We start from the raw sequence: 21,788 nt of genomic DNA, 5'->3' as shown, positions 1-21,788 counted from the left end.
GGCGCCGGTCCGGCGTCAGCTCATCCGCAGGGCCAGGAAGAAGTCCAGCTTGTCCTCCAGCCGCGAGAGGTCACGGCCCGTCAACTGCTCGATCCGCCCGACCCGGTAGCGCAGCGTGTTGACGTGCAGGTGCAGACGGGACGCGCACCGGGTCCACGAACCGTCGCAGTCCAGGAACGCCTCCAGCGTCGGGATCAGCTCGGCCCGGTGGCGCCGGTCGTAGTCGCGCAGCGGGTCCAGGAGGCGGGCGGTGAACGCCTTGCGGACATCGTCCGGGACGAACGGGAGCAGCAGCACGTGCGAGGCCAGTTCCTGGTGGCCCGCGGCGCAGACCCGGCCGGGACGGGCCGCGGCCACCCGCCGTGCGTGCCGTGCCTCCTCCAGCGCCCCGCGCAGCCCCTCCGCCGAGTGCACGGCCGCGCTGACGCCCAGCGTGAGCCGGCCGTCGCCGTCCAGGCCGGACGACAGCGGTTCCCGTACGGCCGCCAGGAGCGCGTCGGCGAGGAGGCCGGTCTCGGAGCCGTCGTGCTCGCTCGACACGGCCGGCAGCGGGATCAGGGCGATGGCCTCGTCGCCCGTGTGGGCCACCGCGACGCGGTCGGAGGGCTCGGGTCCGGTGGCGAGCGGGTCGACGAGGATCTCCTCCAGGAGCGACTGGGCGACCGGGCCGGCCTGCGGGCCGCCCTCGTCCCACTCGACCCGGGCCACGACCACCTGCCAGTGCGGGGCCGCCCCCAGCCCCGGCAGCAGGACCGGCGCGGCCACCCGCAGCCGGGCCGCGATCTCCGCCGGGGCCGCGCCCGTCTGGACCAGCTCCAGCACCTCCTGCGCGAGCCGCCTGCGCACCGAGCGCGCGGCGTCCCGGCGCTCCCGCTCGACGGCGATCAGCTGGGTCACGCCCTGGAGCAGGTCGAGGCGCTCGTCCGCCCAGTCCCCGGCGTCCGCCTCCACGGCCAGCAGCCAGTCCGACAGGACGCTCTCGCGCGCGTCCCGGGCCGCCTGGGGGGTCTGCCGGGTCTGTGCGCGGGCGCCGCCGCGGATCGGGAACAGCGAGTACGTCGCCTGGCCCAGGAGCACCCGGTGCGGCCCGTGCCGCCCGGTGCGGACGGCCGCGAGGTGTTCCGCGGCGAGCTTCGCGCACGCGTCGGGCGACAGCGCCGGGCCCGCCGGCTTCGGGCCCGCGATGAGCCGGCCGACGGGGGACAGGACCCAGGCGCGCAGGTCCAGGTCGGAGCCGAGCAGGTCCAGGACCACGTCAGGGCCGCCGCCCGCCGGACCCGAGGTCATCATCCGGCGGTGCCGGTCCACGACGGCCGCGAGGTCCCCGGCGCGCTCGCCGGACACCTGCCGCACCACGTGCTCCGTGATCGTCGCGAAGGCCACCGACTCGTGCACCGCGAACAGCGGGAGGCGGTGCCGGGCGCAGGCCGCGGCCAAATCCTCCGGAACGTCGCCCAGCTCCGCCTCGCCGGCCGCGAGCGCGGCCACCCCGGCCTGTACCAGGATCCGCACGAACGGCTCGGCGTCCGCCGCGTCCCGGCGCCAGGCCAGGCCCGTCAGCACCAGCTCACCCCCGGAGAGGTAGCGGCTGGGATCCCGCAGGTCGGTGGTCATGACACCCCGTACCGCACGGTCCAGCTCGTCCTCGCCGCCGAGGAGCCTGAGGCCCAGCGCATCGGTGTCCAGCAGTGCGCGCAGCCGCATCTCGTCGCCGCCGTTCTTTGTCTCGAAAACTACGATGAATCCTGAAGGACGCGTGGGGAGAGGGCCACCGCCGGTCCCGGCCCCGGGGACCCGGCCCGTGCGGCGGACAGTCACGAACCGCATTCTTCGATCGCCAGGTCGTTTCCTGCGTTTCCACAGGAAAACGAGGAGGTTACCGAGGACCTCTGTTCATACGAATCTACAAGATGGCCGGACCGACCAGCCAACTCCTTCATGGTTTCCGTGACTGACCCGGTCGGAGCAAGGCGCTGTGTACTGGCCCCACTCCACGTGAACACCACATGTACGAGCCGGGCCCGCCGCACCCGATTCTGGCTCGATCGAGACGACTCACGAGACTCACGAGACGAAGAAGAGAGCCGGTCATGGACTTCCTTCGCCCCGCCAGCTGGGAGGAGGCGCTCGCCGCGAAGGCCGAGCACCCCACCGCTGTGCCGATTGCGGGTGGCACCGATGTGATGGTCGAGATCAACTTCGACCACCGGCGGCCCGAGTGCCTGCTCGACCTCAACCGCGTCGGTGACCTCTACGAGTGGGAGGTCGGCGAGGAGAGCGTGCGGCTCGGCGCCTCCGTCCCGTACACCCGGATCATGGAGAACCTGCGCGCGGAGCTGCCGGGCCTCGCCCTCGCCTCGCACACCGTGGCCTCCCCGCAGATCCGCAACCGCGGCGGAGTCGGCGGCAACCTCGGCACCGCCTCCCCGGCCGGCGACGCCCACCCCGCCCTGCTGGCGGCCGGCGCCGAGGTCGAGGCGGAGTCGGTGCGCGGTACCCGCCGGATCCCGATCGACGCGTTCTACACCGGCGTGAAGCGCAACGCGCTCGCCCCCGACGAGCTGATCCGCGCCGTCCACATCAAGAAGGCCGAAGGACCGCAGCAGTACTCCAAGGTGGGTACCCGCAACGCCATGGTCATCGCCGTCTGCGCCTTCGGTATCGCGCTGCACCCGGGGTCCCGGACCGTCCGCACCGGAATCGGCTCGGCCGCGCCCACCCCCGTCCGGGCGAAGACCGCCGAGGAGTTCCTCGGCGCCGCGCTCGAAGAGGGCGGTTTCTGGGACAACGGAAAGATCATCACCCCGTCGGTCGCCAAGCAGTTCGCGGAGCTGTGCGCCGCCGCCTGCAACCCGATCGACGATGTCCGGGGGACGGCGAGCTACCGCCGTCACGCGGTGGGCGTCATGGCCCGCCGGACGCTGACCTGGACCTGGGAGTCGTACCGCGGCGCCCGCCGCACCGCCAAGGGAGCCGCCTGATGCGCGTCAACTTCACCGTCAACGGACGTCCCCAGGAAGCCGACGACGTATGGGAGGGCGAGAGCCTGCTCTACGTGCTGCGTGAGCGGCTCGGGCTGCCGGGTTCGAAGAACGCCTGCGAGCAGGGCGAGTGCGGCTCCTGCACGGTCCGGCTGGACGGCGTCCCGGTCTGTTCGTGCCTGGTCGCCGCCGGACAGGCCGAGGGCCGTGAGGTCGTGACCGTCGAGGGTCTCGCCGACCACGCCAGGCAGCGCGCCGAGCGCGGCGGTCGCGGAACCGGTTCCCACCGTACGCCGGACGCACCGGGGACCGCGCTCGGCGAGACCGACGGCCGGCCGCCCGAGGGCGCCGAATCCCGGACCGGCGAGGGAACCGGACTCGCCCCGATCCAGCAGGCGTTCATCGACGCCGGCGCCGTCCAGTGCGGCTTCTGCACGCCGGGTCTGCTGGTCGCCGCCGACGAGATGCTGGAACACAACCCGAACCCCACCGACGCGGACATCCGCGAGGCGCTCTCCGGCAACCTCTGCCGGTGCACCGGTTACGAGAAGATCATGGACGCGGTCCGCCTCGCGGCCGCCCGGCAGGGAGAGGCGGTCTGACGATGCCTTCCCCCACTCCCGGCTTCGCCCGAGCGGGCGGTGCCCCCATCAGCGCCCCGCTCGGCACGCCCACCAAGGTCACCCAGGGCTCACGGACCAAGGGCGGCATCGGCGAGTCCACGCTGCGCCCCGACGGCACCCTCAAGGTCACCGGCGAGTTCGCGTACTCGTCCGACCTGTGGCACGAGGACATGCTCTGGGGCCAGATCCTGCGCTCCACGGTCGCCCACGCCGAGATCGTCTCCATCGACACGTCCGAGGCGCTGGCCCTGCCCGGCGTCTACGCCGTGATGACGTACGACGATCTCCCGACCGACGTGAAGAACTACGGCCTGGAGATCCAGGACACCCCGGTCCTGGCGCACGGCAAGGTCCGGCACCACGGCGAGCCGGTCGCGATCGTCGCCGCCGACCATCCGGAGACCGCCCGCCGCGCCGCCGCGAAGATCAGGGTCGAGTACCGCGAGCTGCCCGTCATCACCGACGAGGCCTCGGCGACCGCCCCGGACGCGATCCTGATCCACGAGGGCCGCGACGACCACCACATCGGTCACGTCGCGCACCCGAACATCGTCCACCGCCAGCCGATCGTCCGGGGCGACGCGGCCGCGGCCGCCGCGCGCGCCGACGTCGTCGTCCGGGGCGAGTACACCTTCGGCATGCAGGACCAGGCCTTCCTCGGCCCCGAGTCCGGACTCGCCGTGCCCGAGGAGGACGGCGGCGTCCACCTCTACATCGCCACCCAGTGGCTCCACTCCGACCTGCGCCAGATCGCGCCCGTCCTCGGCCTGCCCGAGAGCAAGGTGCGGATGACACTGGCCGGCGTCGGCGGCGCGTTCGGCGGCCGCGAGGACCTGTCGATGCAGATCCACGCCTGTCTGCTGGCCCTGCGCACCGGAAAGCCCGTCAAGATCGTCTACAACCGTTTCGAGTCCTTCTTCGGCCACGTGCACCGCCACCCGGCCAAGCTGTACTACGAGCACGGCGCCACCCGCGACGGCAAGCTGACCCACGTCAAGTGCCGCATCGTCCTCGACGGCGGCGCGTACGCCTCGGCCAGCCCGGCCGTCGTCGGCAACGCCTCCTCGCTCGGTGTCGGCCCGTACGTCGTCGACGACGTCGAGGTCGAGGCCATCGCCCTCTACACCAACAACCCGCCCTGCGGCGCGATGCGCGGCTTCGGCGCGGTCCAGGCGTGCTTCGCCTACGAGGCACAGATGGACAAGGTGGCGGCCGAACTCGGCATGGACCCGGTGGAGTTCCGCCGGCTCAACGCGATGGAGCAGGGAACCCTCCTGCCGACCGGGCAGCCGGTCGACTCCCCGGCGCCGGTCGCCGAGATCCTGCGCCGCGTCAAGGCGATGCCGCTGCCCCCGGAGCGTCAGTGGGAGAGCAGCGAGGGCGCGGACGTACGGCAGCTGCCCGGCGGGCTGTCCAACACCACGCACGGCGAAGGCGTCGTCCGCGGGATCGGGTACGCGGTCGGCATCAAGAACGTCGGCTTCTCCGAGGGCTTCGACGACTACTCGACCGCCAGGGTCCGGATGGAGGTCGTCGCCGGCGAGCCCGTCGCGACCGTCCACACGGCCATGGCGGAGGTCGGCCAGGGCGGGGTCACCGTGCACGCGCAGATCGCCCGCACCGAGCTGGGCGTCGCGCAGGTGACCATCCAGCCCGCCGACACACAGGTGGGCAGCGCCGGCTCGACCTCGGCCTCCCGGCAGACGTACGTCACCGGCGGCGCCGTCAAGAACTCCTGCGAGCTGGTCCGGGAGAAGGTCCTGGAGATCGGGCGCCGCAGGTTCGGCTCCTACCACCCCGCCTGGGCCACCGCCGAACTGCTCCTGGAGGGCGGCAAGGTCGTCACCGACGGCGGTGAGGTCCTCGCCGACCTGGTCGACGTGCTCGAGGGCGAGAGCGTCGAGGTCGAGGCGGAGTGGCGGCACCGGCCGACCGAGCCGTTCGACCTGCGCACCGGGCAGGGCAACGGACACGTCCAGTACTCCTTCGCCGCGCACCGCGCCGTCGTCGAGGTCGACACCGAGCTCGGCCTGGTGAAGGTCATCGAGCTGGCCTGTGTCCAGGACGTCGGCAAGGCGCTCAACCCGCTGTCCGTGATCGGGCAGATCCAGGGCGGCACGACCCAGGGCCTGGGCGTGGCGGTCATGGAGGAGATCATCGTCGATCCGAAGACGGCGAAGGTCAGGAACCCGTCGTTCACGGACTATCTGATCCCCACGATTCTCGACACGCCGACCATCCCGGTCGACGTGCTCGAACTCGCCGACGAGCACGCCCCCTACGGGCTGCGCGGCGTCGGCGAGGCACCCACCCTGTCGTCGACTCCGGCGGTCCTCGCGGCCATCCGGAACGCGACCGGTCTTGAGCTCAACCGCACACCGGTACGTCCGGAGCACCTCACCGGAACGGGACCCCAAGGGGTCTGAGCGCTGTCGTCCGGGGGTGCCGCACCCTGCCGCATCCCCCGGACCCCCTGTTCGTCTCGGGCCGTCCCACACCCGCCCTGCACACAGCCGTCCACCACGCAGCCGCCCTGCACACAGCCCACAGCCGTCCACCACACAGCCGTCCACCACCCAACCGCAGCCAAGGAGCCCGAGACATGCTGGACATCGCCGAGGAGCTGAACCGGTGGGTCGAGCAGGGCCGTGACTTCGCCGTCGCCACCGTGGTGGCCGTCGGCGGCAGCGCGCCCCGCCGCCCGGGCGCCGCCCTGGCGGTCGACGCCCACGGCACGGCGATCGGCTCGGTCTCCGGTGGTTGTGTGGAGGGCGCGGTGTACGAGCTGTGCCGGCAGGCGCTGGAGGACGGGGAGTCCGTCCTGGAACGCTTCGGCTACAGCGACGACGACGCCTTCGCCGTCGGGCTCACCTGCGGCGGGATCATCGACATCCTCGTCACCCCGGTGCGGGTCGGCGACCGCGTCCGTCCGGTGATCGCGGCAGGCCTGGCGGCCGCCGCCTCCGGCGGGGCCACGGCGCTGGCGCGGATCGTGACCGGCCCGGCCGACCTCGTCGGCCGCGCGCTGCTCGTCCGCCCCACCGACGGCCACGAGGGCAGTGCCGCGTACGAAGGCGGCTTCGGTGCCCATCCGGAGCTGGACCGCACCGTCGCGGCCGAGGCCGGCGCCTTCCTCGACGCCGGCCGCACCGGCGCCCTGGAGATCGCCGAGCAGGGCTCCCGCTGCGGGGCGCCGCTCACGGTCCTGGTGGAGTCGTCCGTCCCGCCGCCCCGGATGATCGTGTTCGGCGCGATCGACTTCGCCTCCGCGCTGGTGCGGGTCGGCAAGTTCCTCGGCTACCGCGTGACGGTGTGCGACGCGCGTCCCGTCTTCGCGACCGAGGCCCGTTTCCCGGAGGCCGACGAGATCGTCGTCGCCTGGCCCCACACGTACCTGGAGCGCACGGCGGTGGACGCGCGGACCGTCCTGTGCGTCCTCACCCACGACGCCAAGTTCGACGTCCCCCTGCTCCGGCTGGCGTTGCGGCTCCCGGTGGCCTACGTCGGCGCGATGGGCTCGCGCCGCACCCACCTCGACCGCAACGCCCGGCTGCGTGAAGTAGGGGTGACCGAGCTGGAGCTGGCCCGGCTGCGTTCCCCCATCGGACTCGACCTGGGCGCCCGTACGCCCGAGGAGACGGCGCTGTCGATCGGCGCCGAGATCGTCGCCGCCCGGCGCGGCGGCAGCGGCGTCTCACTCACCGGCGCGCACACGCCCATCCACCACGACGTGACCTCGGTGCCGACGGGCCGGATCGGCTCGGTGGCCTGAGCCGCCGCCCCGCGCACGGCCGGCCGGCCCGGCCAGGTGAACGGTGTCCGTGAGTCCGCGGGCGGCGCGCAGGGCGGTGTCCGCGCGGGAGCCGTCGCCGGAGTGCCGCCGGGTCGCGGCCGGTTCGGGCACGACCCCGGCCGCCCCGTCGTACGGCATCGGATCGACGTCAGCCGTCGTCATGCGTGCGCCCCCACCCGGGCGGGGACGGCTCGCGCGCGGGAACGGCTCGCGCACCGTCATCTTCCGCGGAGCAGCCGGTTGACCGCGCGTCCGAACACCGAGCGGGCCGTGGCCCCGAGGAGCGGGTCGAAGAGGGACGGCAGGAAGCGCACCCGCACCTCCTCCCGCCAGACCACCCGGGCCCGCCCGCCGGGTCCCGGCCGTACCTCGATCTCGGCCCAGCCCAGGACGACCCTGCCGCGTTTCTCCAGCCGGCACCGGCCCGGCTCGCCGTAGGACGGCGGCTGCCACACGGTCACCTCCATCCGGTCGTCGAAGGCGAGCGGGCCGAGACCCGAACGCGCCACGAGGACCGTGCCCTCACGGGTCGGCGCGGGAGTGAGCACGGTGACGCGGGTGAGCGGTACCACGTCGCCGTGCCGGGACCACTCCGTCAGGCGGCGCCAGGCGTCGTCCAGGGAGAGCGGTACCGTGCGTTCGAGCTGGAAGATGACCACGCGGTGATCGTAGGGAGTCGGGACGGTCCGACAGCGGATTACCCCCCGGCTCACAGGTTCGGACAGACCTTCGCGGTGTGGTCGCCGCTCAGCGGTAGACCTGGCCGGGCACCGCCGCGCCGGGCGCGAGGAGCTGAGGAACCGTCACGAAGACGTATCCGCGCTCCTTCAGCGCGTCGATGATCCCCGGGACGGCCGGCACGGTCCCGTCGTAGATGTCGTGCAGCAGGATGATGCCGTCGCGGTCGGCCTGCGCGAGTACCCGGCGCCGTATCAGCGCGGAGTCGGTCGTCGTGTAGTCCTAGGCGGTCACCGTCCACAGCACCTCGGAGAGGCCCAGCTCGCGGCAGATCCCGTGCACGGTCGCGTCGGTACGGCCCTGCGGCGGGCGCATCAGAGTGGGGCGGCGGCCGGTGAGGCGCTCTATCTCGTCGTCGGGGCGCCGGAGTTCCTCGCGTATCTCGTCCGGCGTGATCTGCGTGAGGATCTTGTGGTCCCAGGTGTGACTGGCCACCTCATGTCCTTCGGCGGCCATGCGTCTGACAAGGTCCGGATACTTCTCTATGTGCCGCGCGCCCAGCAGGAAGAAGGTCGCCGGGACCTGTTTCTCCTTGAGTATGTCGAGCAGGCGGGCCGAGTTCTCGCTCGGGCCGGCGTCGAAGGTGAGGGCGATGCACTTCGCCTCCCGGCAGTCGACGGTGCCGAAGCGGGAGGCCTGGGTGGTGGCCGCGGGGCGGGCCCGGGCGGTGCTCGGACGGGTGGTGTCGGCGCCGCCGCAGCCGGTCAGCGTGACCGCCAGGCAGGTGGCAGCCACCGAGATGGCGACGGCGCGCAACCCGGCCCCCGCTTTCTTCATCTTCCTGGTCAGAGAAGGCATGCCGAGACTATACATAGGGTGTATACACCCTATGTATAGTCTCGGTCGTCATGCGCTCCGCAGGCCGGCGCGGGCCGGCCAGGACCTCACTGGGCGTAGAACGTGGCGTCGCCCTTGTCCGTCGCCGTGCTCGGTGTCTGCACGTACAGCAGGTAGTTGTAGTGACGGAGGTAGCGGCCCGCGTAGTTGTACGACTCGTACGAGATCCCCGCGGAGTCGGCGAGACCGGCCCGCTGGTAGAAGCTCGCGTCGGACGCGAACGCCGACGTGCCGTCGCTCTTCTCCAGCCACACCTCGAAGTTCTTGTGCCGCAGGTAGTAGCCGGGGAAGCCGGTCGACTCCAGGGAGACCGTGCCGGTGCCCGCGAGGCCCGGCACCACCCGGAACTGCGAGTCGGCGAGCGGGCTGACGTTCGCCTCGATGCGGGCGCGGTACTCCCAGTGCCGGATGAAGCGGTCCGCGTAGTTGTACGAGGAGAAGCGCTGCGGGGTGACCCCGTCGGCCACCGGGATGCCGAAGTCGGGGCTGCCGTCCGCCTTCCAGTACAGCTTCTGCACGCGGGTACGGCGGTTGGGGTCGTTCAGCGGGTCACCGGTGATGTCCCGGTAGCTCCGGTCGTGGTAGACGAGGATGTCGGACCTGCCGTCCTCGGAGACCGTGAAGGAGTTGTGGCCCGGCCCGTACTGCGAGGTCGAGGCGTTCGTGGTGAAGACGGGCTGCGCACCCTTGGTCCAGGACGCCGGGTCGGTCAGGTCGGCCGTCGCGGAGGCGGTCAGCATGCCCAGGCAGTAGTTGGCGTCGGTCGCGCTCGCCGAGTAGGTCATGAAGACCTTGCCGCCGTGCTGGATCAGCGCGGGACCCTCGTTGACCTTGTAGCCGATCGTCTCCCAGGACAGCGTCGGCTGCGAGATCTCCGCCGGAGTGCCCTGGATCGTCCAGGGGTTGGCCAGCTTCGCGATGAACAGGCTGGTGTTGTTGTCCTCGGACGGGTTGCGCTGGGCCCAGGCGAGATAGCGGACGCCGTTCACGACGAACGTGGTGGAGTCGAGTGAGAAGCTCTCCCACGTGGTCTTGATCTGGCCCTTCTCGGTCCAGGTGGCGGTGAGCGGGTTGGCGCCGGTGCCTTCGAGGACGTACATCCGGATCGCCCAGACGTCACTGGTGGACCCGGCCGCGAAGTACACGTACCACTTGCCGTCGATGAAGTGGATCTCCGGCGCCCAGATGTGGGCGCCCATGACCCCGCTGCTGTGCTTGGTCCAGATGGTGACCTCCTGGGCCGTCGACAGGCCCTGGATGGTCGTCGCCCGGCGCAGCACGATGCGGTCGTACTCGGGGACCGTGGCGGTGAAGTAGTAGTAGCCGTCGGTGTGCTTGTAGATGTGCGGATCGGCGCGCTTCTCGGCGATCGGGTTGGTGTACGTCACCGCGGGGGAGTCCGGCACGGCGGCCTGGACGGGGGTGCCCAGGCCGGTGAGGACGGCCGCGAGGGCGACGAGGCCGGCCAGGAGCAGCCGAACGGCGTTGCGTCTCAAAGGAGTTCTCCAGATGGGGGGAGTTTTCCGGTGTTTTCTTCAGGGGGCGGGGCGGGGCGGGGCGGGGTGAGGGGGTCGGGGCTCAGGTGGTGGGCACGAGGCGCCACTGCTGGCAGGTGTTGTCCAGCCAGGTCCACTGCCGTACGTCGGTGCCGTTCGCGGTGCCGCAGTCCGCCACGTCGGCGACCTTGCCGCTGTTCTCGCCCGCCAGCCGGACGTAGTCGCCGCTCGCGGTGAACAGGAGCCGGAAACGCTGGCACTTGTTGTTCAGCCACGACCACTGGCGCAGGTCGGCGCCGTCGGCGGTGGAGCAGTCGGCGGTGTCCATCACCCCGCCGGTGGCCACGTTCACCAGTCGGCTGGTGTCGTCGCCCTGGTCCTCGATCCGCCACTTCTGGTTGGCGCCGCCGGTGCAGGTCCACTGCGAGATGTTCGTGCCGTTGGCCGTGGAACCGCCCTCGACATCAAGGCACTTGCCGCTGTTGCGGTTGACGAGGGTGTACGCCGTCGGGGTCGCCGCCGTCTCGCCGGACGGGCCGGGGAGTGTCGTGCCGAGCGCGACCGGGGTGCCGAAGTTCGGGGTGCCGTCGGCGTTCCAGGTGAACTTCTGGGCGCGGGTCGTGCGGCCGTTGCCGCAGCCGCCGCTCGCCGACGAGTTGGCGTGGTAGACGATCCAGTTCTCGGTGCCGTCGGGTGAGGTGAAGAAGCCGTTGTGGCCCGGGCCGTAGACGCCGCCTGTGTCGCTGCGCTGGAAGACGGGCGTCTGCTTCTTGGTCCACGACGCCGGGTTCAGCGGATCACTGCCCGTCAGCTCCAGTTGCCCGAGCTTGTAGTCGGCGGTCTGGCAGTAGCTGGCGGAGTAGCTGAGGAAGGTGCGGCCGCCGTGGTACAGCGGTTCCGGGCCCTCGTTGACGGGCGCGCCCACCCGCTCCCAGTCCAGCGTAGGGCTGGAGATCACCGTGAAGGTGCTGCTCGACAGCGTGTACGGGTTGCTCATCGGCGCGATGACCAGGCTCTGCGCGCTGCCGTTCACGAAGCCGCTGCCGACGAGATACAGGTTCCCGTTCGCCTGGAGCACGCTCGCGTCGATCAGCCAGCCGCCGGGCGTGAGGTTGGAGCCGGTCAGGGCGCCCTTGTAGGTGTACGGGCCCAGCGGGTCGGTGCCGGAGCTCTCCAGGACGTGGGTGCGCTGGGAGTCGCAGCAGGCGGTGCCGCCCTGTCCTGCCGAGTAGTACAGGTACCAGTGGCCGTTGAAGCGGTGGATCTCCGGCGCCCAGATGTTGGTGTTGCGGGTCGAGGTGGTGTCCGACCACACCTGCACGGTGGGCGCGGTGGCGAGACCCGCCAGGGTCGGCGACTTGCGCATGCCGAGGACGCCCGTGAACGTCGTGGTGATCAGGTAGTAGTTGCCGTCGTGGTACTCCAGCCAGGGGTCCGCGCCCTTGGCCGACTTCAACGGGTTGGTGTACGGGCGGCCGTCGGCCGCGGCCACCGGCTGGGTCGCCGCCACGAGGGCGACGAGAAGGGCCAGCACGCAGACGAGCAGGGGTCTGCGGCGGAACTTCCGAGGCATACGGGACCGTCCCTTGTCCGTGAAACTGCCTGTCCGGGATTTCGAACATGGTTCGTAACTTCGGCCAGAAGATAAGGGGCCCGCATGTCCTCGTCAATGGTTTCGACAGCCTCACCGGCATCGGGAATCGCCTGGGACAACAGCCGCCGCCGCGCGGCCGGTCCGGTGCGGGGAACGCGCCAGGGCGCCCCGCCCGGCCACTGTGGGACCGGGCGGGACGCCCTGGAGGTGCCGCTGTTCCGTTTTCCGCCTCTCCTGACGGAGAGTCGGGGATCAGACCAGGTCGAACCGGTCGAGGTTCGAGACCTTGACCCACGCGGCGACGAAGTCGTTGACGAACTTCGCCTTCGCGTCGTCGCTCGCGTAGACCTCGGCGAGCGCGCGCAGCTCGGAGTTCGAGCCGAAGACGAGGTCGGCGCGGGTGCCGGTCCACTTGACCTCGCCCGTGGCGGCGTCGCGGCCCTCGAAGGTGGCCTGGTCCGCGGAGGTCGACGACCACGTCGTACCCAGGTCGAGCAGGTTGACGAAGAAGTCGTTGGTCAGCTTGCCCGGAGCGTCGGTGAGGACGCCGTGCGAGGACTGGCCGTGGTTGGCGCCCAGCACGCGCAGGCCGCCGACCAGGACGGTCAGCTCGGGAGCGCTCAGGGTCAGCAGGTTCGCCTTGTCGAGCAGCAGGAACTCGGCCGGCAGACGGTTGCCCTTGCCGAGGTAGTTGCGGAACCCGTCGGCGGTCGGCTCGAGCGCGGCGAACGACTCGACGTCCGTCTGCTCCTGCGAGGCGTCCACGCGGCCCGGGGTGAAGGGGACCTCCACGACGTGACCGGCGTCCCTGGCGGCCTTCTCCACGGCGGCGGCACCACCGAGGACGATCAGGTCGGCCAGGGAGACCTTCTTCGCGCCGGAGTTGAACTCCTGCTGGATGCCCTCCAGGACGCGCAGCACCTGGGCCAGCTCGTCCGGGTTGTTGACCTCCCAGCCGCGCTGCGGCTCGAGGCGGATACGGGCGCCGTTGGCGCCGCCGCGCTTGTCGCTGCCGCGGAAGGAGGAAGCCGAGGCCCACGCGGTGGACACCAGCTGCGAGACGCTCAGTCCGGAGGCGAGGAGCTTGGCCTTGAGGGCCGCGATGTCCTCGGCGCCGATGACCTCGCCCTCGGCGGCGGGCAGCGGGTCCTGCCACAGCAGGGTCTCCGCCGGGACCTCCGGGCCGAGGTACAGGGACTTCGGGCCCAGGTCGCGGTGGGTCAGCTTGTACCAGGCGCGGGCGAAGGCGTCCGCGAACTCGGCCGGGTTCTCGTGGAAGCGGCGCGAGATCTCACCGTAGATCGGGTCGAAGCGCAGCGACAGGTCGGTGGTGAGCATCGTCGGGAGCTTCTTCTTCGACGCGTCGTGCGCGTCGGGGATGATCGCCTCCGCGTCCTTGGCCACCCACTGCTTGGCGCCGGCCGGGGACTCCGACAGCTCCCACTCGAAGCCGAAGAGGATGTCGAAGAAGTCGTTGCTCCACTGGGTGGGCTTGGTGGTCCAGGTGACCTCCAGACCACTGGTGATGGCGTCGCCGCCCTTGCCGGTGCCGTAGGTGGACTTCCAGCCCAGGCCCTGCTGCCCGAGGGCGGCGGCCTCGGGGTCGTCGCCGACGTTGTCCGCCGGACCGGCGCCGTGGGTCTTGCCGAAGGTGTGACCACCGGCGATCAGGGCGACGGTCTCCTCGTCGTTCATCGCCATGCGGCGGAACGTCTCACGGATGTCGCGGGCCGCGGCCAGCGGGTCCGGGTTGCCGTTGGGGCCCTCGGGGTTGACGTAGATGAGGCCCATCTGGACCGCGCCGAGCGGGTTCTCCAGCTCGCGGTCGCCGGTGTAGCGCTGGTCGTCGAGCCAGGTGGTCTCCGGGCCCCAGTACACGTCCTCGTCGGCCTCCCAGACGTCCGCGCGGCCGCCGGCGAAGCCGAAGGTCTCGAAGCCCATCGTCTCCAGCGCGACGTTGCCCGTGAGGATCAGCAGGTCGGCCCAGGAGATGGACTGGCCGTACTTCTTCTTGACCGGCCACAGCAGACGGCGGGCCTTGTCGAGGTTGGCGTTGTCCGGCCAGCTGTTCAGCGGCGCGAAGCGCTGCTGTCCGCGGCCACCGCCGCCGCGGCCGTCGCTGATGCGGTAGGTGCCCGCGCTGTGCCAGGCCATACGGACCATCAGCGGGCCGTAGTTGCCGAAGTCGGCGGGCCACCAGTCCTGCGAGGTGGTCAGCACTTCGGCGATGTCCTGCTTCACGGCCGCCAGGTCGAGGGCCTCGAACGCCGCGGCGTAGTCGAACTCCGCGCCGAGCGGGTTCGCCACGACCGGGTCCTTGGCGAGGATCTTCAGGTTGAGCCGCTCCGGCCACCACTGGCGGTTTCCGCCGCCCTGGGTCGGGTGCGCGGCGCGACCGTGGGCGACGGGGCAGCCGCCTGCCTCCGCCGCCTTCGGCTCGGTCACGATCGCGTCATGGTTCTCGGTCATGGGGGAATCCTTCTGTGGTCGGATCACGTGCTCACGTACCGCAGATCTCGGGAACCGCGGTACCACTGCGGGTGCTCAGGTGCTCAGGTGCTCAGGTGCTGCGGGCGGTGGAACAGTCGGGGCACAGGCCCCAGAAGATGACCTCGGCCTCGTCTATCGCGAAGCCCCGGTCGTCGGAGGCGGTCAGACAGGGCGCGTGACCGACGGCGCAGTCGACGTCGACGACGGCGGCGCAGGAGCGGCAGACGAGGTGGTGGTGGTTGTCCCCCACGCGTCCCTCGAACCGGGCGGGGCTGCCCGGGGGCTCGAGGCGGCGCACCAGTCCCGCGGTGGTCAGCGCGTGCAGGGCGTCGTACACGGCCTGGAGGGAGATGTGGCCGACACGGCCGCGCACCCCGGTGGCGAGCGCCTCGACCCCGAGGTGGTCGCCGTCCCGGACGGTCTCCAGCAGTGCGACACGAGCGGCCGTCACCCGCAGGCCGACACCGCGCAGCTCGTCGGCGGTCGTCGGTGTACGGGGTGCTGTCATGACGGCGAACCTACTGCATAAACACGAATGATTCAAGAAAACGAATGGTGCAAGTCTGGGAAACGCGGCAAGTCAGAGAAACGATGCGAGCCCGTCGAGGAGCCTGTCGACGGCCTCGGTGTCGTGGTAGGGCGCGAGTCCCACCCGCGGCGCGGGATCCCCGAGCTTCAGCGCGGCGAAGGCCTCGTAGGCGGTCCAGCCGGCAGAGCAGGGTAGCCACGGGAAACGGATCTCCAGGTCTGGGTTCGGGTGGACGATCAGCCTGGCCCGCGGGGGTGCCCCGGGGCATCGTGCCGGTGCTGGCACTCCCGCCTGGTGCCACTGCACGAGCCGGCGTGTCTTTGTCCTCCTCCAGGAGGAGCACCGCATACCGCTCGGGCATGAGGCCGCGATCCACGCGCCTCCGACCGTGCGCTTCGACACGGGGGTGGCCGTCCTGGACTGTCGCGACGAATGGCGGACAAATAACTACGACCGACCCTGACCTGACCTGACCTGACCTGACCTGACCTGACCTGACCTGACCTGACCTGACCGATCCGATCCGGCCGAACCGGCCCCGCCATGTCCCGTCGAGAGGTCCCCGTATGCATTCCGTCCTCGATCTCGCGCTCGACTGTGTCGTCGGCGCGCTCGGGAAGTCCACCGAGTCCACCGGTTCCGGCGAATCCGTCGGCTCGGCCCGCTCCGCCGGCTCCGGCGGACCCACCGAATTCGCCGGAGTCACCCTGCACCGTTCCCCGGACTCGGGACGGGCGCGGTTGGACGACAGGGCGTTCGACTTCAGCAGCGCCGTGCCGTCCGGAGTACGGCTGGAGATGCTCACGGACGCCACCGAGCTCGAGCTCGACGCCCGGCTGAGCGTGGTGCTGCTACCGGGAATGCCGTCCGCCGGCAGTGTCTTCGACCTGGTGGTCGACGGCGAGTTGCGGGAGCCCGTCGTGGCGACGGAACAGAGCCCGGTCTTCCTCGACCCCGCCACCGGCTCCCTGGATGCCCGGCCGGCCGAGCCCGCGACCGTTCGGTTCCGCCTCGGCCGACAGGCGCGTGAACGGCGTGTCGAGATCTGGCTGCCGGTCGCCCCGGCCTGCACGCTGTTCGACGTACGGGTCCCGGACGGGGCGACGTTGCGTCCGGCTCCGGCGAGCGGCCCGCTGTGGGTGCATTACGGCAGTTCCATCAGCCAGTGCTCGGACGCGGACCGCCCGACCTCCACCTGGCCGGCCCTCGTGGCCCGCTCAGCCGGCCGGTCCCTGCTCAACCTGGGCCTCGGCGGACAGTGCCAGCTCGACCCCTTCATGGCCCGCGCCGTCCGCGACCTGCCCGCGACCGCGATCAGCCTCGAACTGGGCATCAACGTCCTGACCGCCGACAGCATGCGGGAACGCGCCTTCGTTCCTGCGTTCCACGGGTTCCTCGACACGATCCGCGACGGGCACCCGGACACACCGGTCCTGGTCATCACCCCCGTCGTCTGCCCGGCCGCCGAGCGGCGGCCCGGCCCCGTACTCGTGGGCCCCGACGGAATGGTCCGCACCGCCGACCGCCCGGCCGAACTCGCGCTCGGCGCGCTCACGCTCACCCGCATCCGCGAGTTGCTGAGCCGGCACGTCGAGCAGCGCCGCAGACAAGGCGACGACCGGCTCCGACTCCTCGACGGGACAACGCTGTTCGGGCCCGACGACGTCGACGGTCTCCCGGACGGCCTGCACCCGGACGCGGCCGGGTACGCGCGCATGGCCGAGCGCTTCCTGCCCCTGTCGTTCGGCGAGAAGGGCGCGTTGCGGTGAACGGGCGGCGGACAGGACGTCAACCGCCGTGCGTGATGGTCACTTTCACGGTCAGCGTGCCCCTGTTGTCCTCGGAGCAGGTCCCGGCGGTGTCGTTCATGCCCAGTTGCAGGGTGCCGTTCCCGGTGGCCCGGAAGGTCAGCGACTTTCCGACGGTGTGGACGGGGAAGTCCTTGTCGCCCGCGAGGACGGCCAGCAGGGTGCCGAACGGCGCCGAGGGATCGACCTTGCAGTCCTTGGCCCCCTCCAGCAGTGTGTCGGTGTCCGCGTCGTAGCCGGCCGGACCGGTCATGGGCATGTTCCGGTGGTCGGCCGTCCACCGTCCCGAGACGAACCGCACGGTGACCTGGTCCCCGCTCTGCACGGCCGCGCCGGTCACCGGCTGCCAGCCGGTCGCCGACTGGACGACCTGGCGGACGGTCGTCGTCTTCGGGTCCTCCTTGAGCGGCAGCCCCCCGGTGAGGAACAGGCCGCCCGCGACGCCCGCCGCCAGCACCGCCGTACCGGCCGCCGCCCACCACAGCCGCTTCGGGCCCGCCGAGCGGGACGGCCGGGCACCCACGGTCCGGAGCGACGTGGTGTGCCGCGCCGTAGGCACGGTCCCCCCGGCCGGGACGAGCCGCTGCCGGCCGCTGGTCACTGTGTCCGCGTCGGCCACCGGGGAGGACGGCCGGAGCACGCGCAGCGTCGCCGTCGGCAGCGGTCCGGCGTCCGCCTCGCCCGCCGCGACGCGCCGCAGTGCGGAACGCGCGCCGGCCGCCGAAGGGCGCTCGTCCGGGGACTTGCGCAGCAGTGCCTCGACGACGGGCCGCAGCGGGCCGAGCCGCTCCGACAGCACGGGTTCCTCGTACGCCACCGCGTGCAGCGTCGCGGGCCCTCCCGGCCTGCGGAAGGGGGACTGGCCGCCGCAGACCGTGGCGAGGGTCGCACCCAGTGACCACAGGTCGGAGGCCGGGCCGGTCTGCGCTCCGGTCATCCGCTCGGGAGCCATGAACTCCAGCGAGCCGACCATTTCACCGGTGGTGGTCAGGAACTCGCCGTCGTCCAGGGCCGCGATGCCGAAGTCGGTGAGGACGGCGCTGCCGTCGCGGCGCAGCAGGACGTTGGCGGGTTTGACGTCACGGTGCAGGGTGCCGGCCGCGTGCACGGCCTCCAGCGCGTCGAGCATCTGCAGACCGAGGGCGGCAGTGCGCTGCGGGGTGAGCGGTCCGCCCTGGGCGACCTGGTGGGCCAGCGAGGGCCCGTCGACGAGTTCCATGACGATCCACAGCCGGTCCTCCGACTCGACCAGGTCGTGGACCCCGACCACGTGCGGGTGCGGCACCCGGGCGACCGCGCGCGCCTCCCGGACGGCGCGGCGCATCCGTATGCGGTGCTCGTCGTCGCCGTGGGTGAGGATGTGCAGTTCCTTGGCGGCGACCGGACGGTCGAGCAACTGGTCGTGGGCGCGCCAGACCGTCCCCATGCCGCCCCTGCCGAGAACGTCGTGCAGCAGATAGCGACCGGCGATCAGCCGCTCCTGGCGGCGTTGCGAACGCGTCGCCGACTGGTCGTCGCCATGTCCCGATGTCACGTGCTCTCTCACGATTCCCTGTGTTCGGTGGGTCGTCGGTCGTTCGAACGGGGCCGAGCATAGCGGAGGGCTCAGGAGTATCGGGTCGTCAACTGCGCTGTGAGATATGGGCTTTGGCCGTGCGGGAAGGCGACTGTCGGACCCCCCTGCGATGCTGTGGCCATGACGGCAACGAACGACTCGACCGGCCCCGACACCCCCGTCGACCCCGTGGACGCGCTGTTGTGGCGGTGGGTGGAACACATCGACCCCGACGGCGAGAAGGGGATGAGACGGCCCGAATGGTTCGTCCGCGTCGGAGACTTGACCCTGGCGGAGGGGGTCACCTGGTTCGGGCTGTCGGCCAGGGGAGGCTGGTATCACGGTGGCCTGCCCTCCGGACTGAGCAGCACCCCGGTGTACGCGGGCTGCTACTGGCGCCGGGAGACGGAGGGGCCGCAGGTGGCCCGGGTGAGCATGGTCGTCCTGCCGCTGGCGGACCCCGCCAGGATCGCAGCGGCCGACTGGAACGACGGATACAACGGCTACGAACCGGCGCCGGTCGACGGGTACGGCGTCCTGTGCAGCGACGTGTTCGATCCGCGGAAAGCCGGCGGCCGCGACGCGGAGGCCGATCTCCGCGAGGCCAGGCGCGTCATCGCGGTCGGCGACCGGGAGGGCCGTCGGGACAACCACGCCGAGATCGTCACCGATCCGGACCGCGGCGGCAACGTCCTGTTCTTCCCCGTCGACGGGGAGGAGCGGGACGGCTACGAGGCGGTCGAGCCCGACGGGACCGTCGTCTGCCTGGCCTTCGTCGCCTACGACTTCGTCTAGGGGTCGGTGTCCGGTGCCGCCCAGCCGTAGGAGGGGGGTGCCGGGTACGGCGAGGTGCCGGGCGCCGTCGGGGGCCGACGGCGAGGTCACGGCTCTGTCCGTCGTCGTGCCGGCCGGCCACGCGGAGCCCGGCGGGCTCGCACCGGCGCTGCGAGCCACGGCCCGGGCCCTGTCCCGCAGCCTCGGCGCCGTCACATCCCCGCCGGCTCCCGGGCGGGGCGACCTCCACCGGCTGAGGTGAGGGTCCGGCAGGATGGGCGCATGACACGAGCCCATGCGTCGCTCGGCAGGTGGGAGCCCGCTCCGTTGGCGGACGTGGTCGCACGGTTCTCCGGCCTGGAGGCCCCCTGGTGGGTGGCCGGAGGCTTCGCGATCGAACTCGCGGTGGGGCACCGCGTCCGGAGCCATGGCGACATCGACGTCCTGCTGCTGCGGCGTGACCAGCACGCGGCTCAGCGGGCACTCCCGGGCTGGCAGTGGTGGGCTGCCGACCCTCCGGGCAGTCTGCGCCCCTGGGCAGCGGGCGAGGTCCTGCCGGTGGGTGTGCACGACATCTGGTGCCGGCCCGGCCCGGACGATCCCTGGCGCATCCAGGTCATGCTCGACGAGTCCTGCGGCCAGGAGTGGGTGTCCCGACGCGACCTTCGTGTGCGTCGCCCGATCAGCACGCTGGGCGCGGCCTCGGCCGACGGGGTCCCCTGTCTGGCCCCGGACGTGCAGCTCTACTACAAGGCCAAGGCTCCGCGCCCGAAGGACGAGGAGGACTTCGACGCGGCGCTGCCCGTGCTCACAGGTCAGCAGCGGCGGTGGTTGATCCACGCGATCGCCGAGACGTACGGCCCTCACCCCTGGATCAGGCGACTGGAGGCATGAGCGAACGCCGCTGTGCTCAGGGGCTTCGGAACTTCCGCCGCGTCCGATCCCCCGGAGAGGCGGAGAGGCGGAAAGCGGGTGGGAAGCGGAAAGCGGGTGGGAAGCGGGAACTGAACGGTGCCCCCGTCCGACTCGTAAGGAGAGTGCAGTTTCGAGCCGGTGGGACGTGGTGGTGATGCGCATGCGGGGGCAGGGAGAGCGATCCTCGCGCCGCATGGAAGCATCGGGCGTCGTGAGGGTGTCCCTGGCGGTGCGGTGCCTGCGTGCGGCGGTGTTCGCCGTGCTGTGCGTGCTGCTAGCCGCCGGGGGACATGTACTGGCCACGGGCGTGGCGCCCCCCGTGTGGGTGCAGGCCGCGGGGGCCGTGCCGGTCTTCCTGGTCGGCGCTCTGCTGGGCGGGCGGGAGCGGTCGCTCGTCGGTATCGGAGGCGGGACGCTGGCAGCGCAGGGCGGGTTGCACCTCGCGTTCCACACCGCTCGGCCGCACGCGGCGATGCTCATGCACGGGATGCGGATGTCCCACTCCCATCCCCACGCCTTGCCCTCTCACGCCCTGACCCCTCACGCCCTGACCTCCCACGCCACCGCCGCGCACATCGGCGCGGCCCTGCTGCTGACCTGGTGGCTGCGGCGTGGTGAGGCCGCGCTGTGGTCGCTGCTGCGGTGGGCGGTCGCGTTCGTGCCGGGGCTCGCCGCCTGGTGGCAGGCGGTGCGGGGGTTCCGGGGTGCTTCGAGGGTGCCCGGCCCCCTGCGCCTCGCCGCTACGGGGGCGTGGCCGCGGCCACAGGTGCTGTTGCGGTACGCCGTGCACCGGCGAGGGCCGCCGACGGGGATGTCGTACGCGATCTGACGCCCGACATTCCTTCTCCCTCAGTACGGAGTTGCACCCAGCCATGTCCACGACTCGCACCACCACCCTGCGCCGGGCCGGCGTCGTCGCCGCCCTCGCCGCCGCCGGAGTCCTCACCGCCGCCGGTGTCGCCTCGGCGCATGTCACCGTGCACCCCGGGAGCTACGCCAAGGGCGCCACGGACGGCGTCCTGACCTTCCGCGTCCCCAACGAGGAGGACGCCGCCGGCACCACGAAGGTGCAGGTCTTCCTGCCGACCGACCACCCGGTGCTCGGCGTGCTCGTCTCGCCACGGGACGGCTGGACCGCCAAGGTCACGAACACGAAGCTCAAGACGCCGGTCAAGACCGACGACGGCACCATCACCGACGCCGTCTCCGAGATCACCTGGACGGGAGGGAAGATCGGTGCCGGGCAGTTCGAGGACTTCGACGTGGCGTTCGGTCAGCTTCCGGACGACGTCGACCAGTTGACCTTCAAGACCCTCCAGACGTACTCCGACGGCAGGACCGTCCGCTGGATCGAGGAGGCGGCGGCGTCCGGCGGGGAGGAGCCGGAGAACCCGGCGCCGGTCCTCGAACTCACCGCGAAGGGCACGGAGAGCACGGAGAGCACGGAGGGCGCGGAAGGAACGACGCAGGACGGCGCCGCCACCGCCCCGGCCACCAAGAAGAGCTCCGCCGGCTCCACGGCCACCGCGTCCAGCAGTGACTCGACCGCCCGGGGGCTCGGTGTCGCGGGGCTGGTCGTGGGCGTGCTGGGACTGGCGGCCGCGGCGTTCGCCGTCGTCCGCGGCCGCTCCGCCGGGTCGCGGGCCGAGTAGATC

General features: G+C 71.7%; 16 protein-coding genes and 1 pseudogene. 9 read left to right on the top strand and 8 right to left on the bottom strand.

Going from position 1 to position 21,788, the window contains the following annotated elements:
* Positions 1-15 precede the first annotated feature (15 nt).
* A complete protein-coding gene (locus ACFWBB_RS38200) occupies positions 16-1,704 on the bottom strand; it encodes a PucR family transcriptional regulator (protein WP_385282483.1) in 1,689 nt (562 codons plus the stop codon).
* A gap of 386 nt (positions 1,705-2,090) precedes the next feature.
* Between ACFWBB_RS38200 and ACFWBB_RS38195 the strand changes: the two genes are divergently transcribed.
* The 4 genes from ACFWBB_RS38195 (at position 2,091) to ACFWBB_RS38180 (ending at position 7,376) form a co-directional block, all read left to right on the top strand.
* A complete protein-coding gene (locus tag ACFWBB_RS38195) occupies positions 2,091-2,981 on the top strand; it encodes an FAD binding domain-containing protein (RefSeq protein WP_385282480.1) in 891 nt (296 codons plus the stop codon).
* On the top strand, positions 2,981-3,583 hold the full coding sequence (locus tag ACFWBB_RS38190) for a (2Fe-2S)-binding protein (RefSeq protein ID WP_385282477.1): 603 nt from the start codon (positions 2,981-2,983) through the stop codon (positions 3,581-3,583). The genes ACFWBB_RS38195 and ACFWBB_RS38190 overlap by 1 nt, the downstream gene beginning before the upstream one ends.
* Before the next feature lie 2 nt (positions 3,584-3,585).
* Positions 3,586-6,030 carry a xanthine dehydrogenase family protein molybdopterin-binding subunit gene (locus ACFWBB_RS38185; protein WP_385282474.1) on the top strand — a complete coding sequence of 815 codons (2,445 nt, stop codon included), beginning with the start codon at positions 3,586-3,588 and terminating at the stop codon, positions 6,028-6,030.
* Positions 6,031-6,206: 176 nt separating this feature from the next.
* Entirely contained in the window at positions 6,207-7,376 is a 1,170-nt protein-coding gene (locus ACFWBB_RS38180; protein ID WP_385282472.1) for an XdhC family protein, read from the top strand.
* Positions 7,377-7,615: 239 nt separating this feature from the next.
* Here ACFWBB_RS38180 and ACFWBB_RS38175 read toward each other — a convergent pair whose 3' ends face one another.
* The 6 genes and pseudogenes from ACFWBB_RS38175 to ACFWBB_RS38150 form a co-directional block, all read right to left on the bottom strand.
* Positions 7,616-8,056, bottom strand: coding sequence for an SRPBCC family protein (locus ACFWBB_RS38175; protein ID WP_385282469.1), 441 nt, complete (start codon positions 8,054-8,056; stop codon positions 7,616-7,618).
* An 88-nt stretch (positions 8,057-8,144) separates the two neighbouring features.
* Positions 8,145-8,912, bottom strand: a pseudogene (locus ACFWBB_RS38170) (polysaccharide deacetylase family protein).
* 107 nt (positions 8,913-9,019) lie between these two features.
* Positions 9,020-10,468 carry a family 43 glycosylhydrolase gene (locus tag ACFWBB_RS38165; RefSeq protein ID WP_385282466.1) on the bottom strand — a complete coding sequence of 483 codons (1,449 nt, stop codon included), beginning with the start codon at positions 10,466-10,468 and terminating at the stop codon, positions 9,020-9,022.
* A gap of 82 nt (positions 10,469-10,550) precedes the next feature.
* Positions 10,551-12,041, bottom strand: coding sequence for a family 43 glycosylhydrolase (locus ACFWBB_RS38160; protein WP_385282463.1), 1,491 nt, complete (start codon positions 12,039-12,041; stop codon positions 10,551-10,553).
* 273 nt (positions 12,042-12,314) lie between these two features.
* Positions 12,315-14,531, bottom strand: coding sequence for a catalase/peroxidase HPI (gene katG, locus ACFWBB_RS38155; RefSeq protein ID WP_385282460.1), 2,217 nt, complete (start codon positions 14,529-14,531; stop codon positions 12,315-12,317).
* A 91-nt stretch (positions 14,532-14,622) separates the two neighbouring features.
* A complete protein-coding gene (locus ACFWBB_RS38150) occupies positions 14,623-15,060 on the bottom strand; it encodes a Fur family transcriptional regulator (protein ID WP_385282457.1) in 438 nt (145 codons plus the stop codon).
* 587 nt (positions 15,061-15,647) lie between these two features.
* Between ACFWBB_RS38150 and ACFWBB_RS38145 the strand changes: the two genes are divergently transcribed.
* On the top strand, positions 15,648-16,850 hold the full coding sequence (locus tag ACFWBB_RS38145; protein ID WP_385282454.1) for an SGNH/GDSL hydrolase family protein: 1,203 nt from the start codon (positions 15,648-15,650) through the stop codon (positions 16,848-16,850).
* Between the two features lie 19 nt (positions 16,851-16,869).
* On the opposite strand, the gene ACFWBB_RS38140 is transcribed toward ACFWBB_RS38145, so the two are convergent.
* Positions 16,870-18,423: a serine/threonine-protein kinase gene (locus ACFWBB_RS38140; protein WP_385282451.1), complete on the bottom strand. Its 1,554-nt coding sequence runs from the start codon at positions 18,421-18,423 to the stop codon at positions 16,870-16,872.
* 162 nt (positions 18,424-18,585) lie between these two features.
* On the opposite strand from ACFWBB_RS38140, the gene ACFWBB_RS38135 reads away from it, so the two are divergent.
* The 4 genes from ACFWBB_RS38135 to ACFWBB_RS38120 all read left to right on the top strand — a co-directional run bounded on the left by ACFWBB_RS38135 (position 18,586) and on the right by ACFWBB_RS38120 (position 21,785).
* Positions 18,586-19,239, top strand: a complete 654-nt coding sequence (locus tag ACFWBB_RS38135; RefSeq protein WP_385282448.1) for a hypothetical protein — start codon at positions 18,586-18,588, stop codon at positions 19,237-19,239.
* Positions 19,240-19,500: 261 nt separating this feature from the next.
* Complete coding sequence (locus ACFWBB_RS38130; RefSeq protein ID WP_385282445.1) at positions 19,501-20,112, top strand: nucleotidyltransferase domain-containing protein; 612 nt, start codon at positions 19,501-19,503, stop codon at positions 20,110-20,112.
* Positions 20,113-20,326: 214 nt separating this feature from the next.
* Positions 20,327-20,962, top strand: a complete 636-nt coding sequence (locus ACFWBB_RS38125) for a hypothetical protein (protein WP_385282443.1) — start codon at positions 20,327-20,329, stop codon at positions 20,960-20,962.
* Positions 20,963-21,005: 43 nt separating this feature from the next.
* Positions 21,006-21,785, top strand: a complete 780-nt coding sequence (locus ACFWBB_RS38120) for a YcnI family protein (RefSeq protein ID WP_385282440.1) — start codon at positions 21,006-21,008, stop codon at positions 21,783-21,785.
* The last annotated feature ends 3 nt before the right edge of the window (positions 21,786-21,788 follow it).

Source organism: Streptomyces sp. NPDC060000, assembly GCF_042737375.1.
Classification (GTDB): Bacteria; Actinomycetota; Actinomycetes; order Streptomycetales; family Streptomycetaceae; genus Streptomyces.
This window is presented reverse-complemented; position numbering and strand designations above follow the sequence as displayed.

What these genes read in the sequence shown, in the direction of transcription:
- ACFWBB_RS38160 (WP_385282463.1), bottom strand. Translation starts at nt 12,041, where the DNA reads ATGCCTCGGAAGTTCCGCCGCAGACCCCTGCTCGTCTGCGTGCTGGCC.
- ACFWBB_RS38145 (WP_385282454.1), top strand. Translation starts at nt 15,648, where the DNA reads ATGCATTCCGTCCTCGATCTCGCGCTCGACTGTGTCGTCGGCGCGCTC.
- ACFWBB_RS38130 (WP_385282445.1), top strand. Translation starts at nt 19,501, where the DNA reads ATGACACGAGCCCATGCGTCGCTCGGCAGGTGGGAGCCCGCTCCGTTG.
- ACFWBB_RS38185 (WP_385282474.1), top strand. Translation starts at nt 3,586, where the DNA reads ATGCCTTCCCCCACTCCCGGCTTCGCCCGAGCGGGCGGTGCCCCCATC.
- ACFWBB_RS38135 (WP_385282448.1), top strand. Translation starts at nt 18,586, where the DNA reads ATGACGGCAACGAACGACTCGACCGGCCCCGACACCCCCGTCGACCCC.
- ACFWBB_RS38125 (WP_385282443.1), top strand. Translation starts at nt 20,327, where the DNA reads ATGGAAGCATCGGGCGTCGTGAGGGTGTCCCTGGCGGTGCGGTGCCTG.
- ACFWBB_RS38200 (WP_385282483.1), bottom strand. Translation starts at nt 1,704, where the DNA reads ATGCGGCTGCGCGCACTGCTGGACACCGATGCGCTGGGCCTCAGGCTC.
- ACFWBB_RS38180 (WP_385282472.1), top strand. Translation starts at nt 6,207, where the DNA reads ATGCTGGACATCGCCGAGGAGCTGAACCGGTGGGTCGAGCAGGGCCGT.
- ACFWBB_RS38190 (WP_385282477.1), top strand. Translation starts at nt 2,981, where the DNA reads ATGCGCGTCAACTTCACCGTCAACGGACGTCCCCAGGAAGCCGACGAC.
- ACFWBB_RS38195 (WP_385282480.1), top strand. Translation starts at nt 2,091, where the DNA reads ATGGACTTCCTTCGCCCCGCCAGCTGGGAGGAGGCGCTCGCCGCGAAG.
- ACFWBB_RS38150 (WP_385282457.1), bottom strand. Translation starts at nt 15,060, where the DNA reads ATGACAGCACCCCGTACACCGACGACCGCCGACGAGCTGCGCGGTGTC.
- ACFWBB_RS38120 (WP_385282440.1), top strand. Translation starts at nt 21,006, where the DNA reads ATGTCCACGACTCGCACCACCACCCTGCGCCGGGCCGGCGTCGTCGCC.
- katG (WP_385282460.1), bottom strand. Translation starts at nt 14,531, where the DNA reads ATGACCGAGAACCATGACGCGATCGTGACCGAGCCGAAGGCGGCGGAG.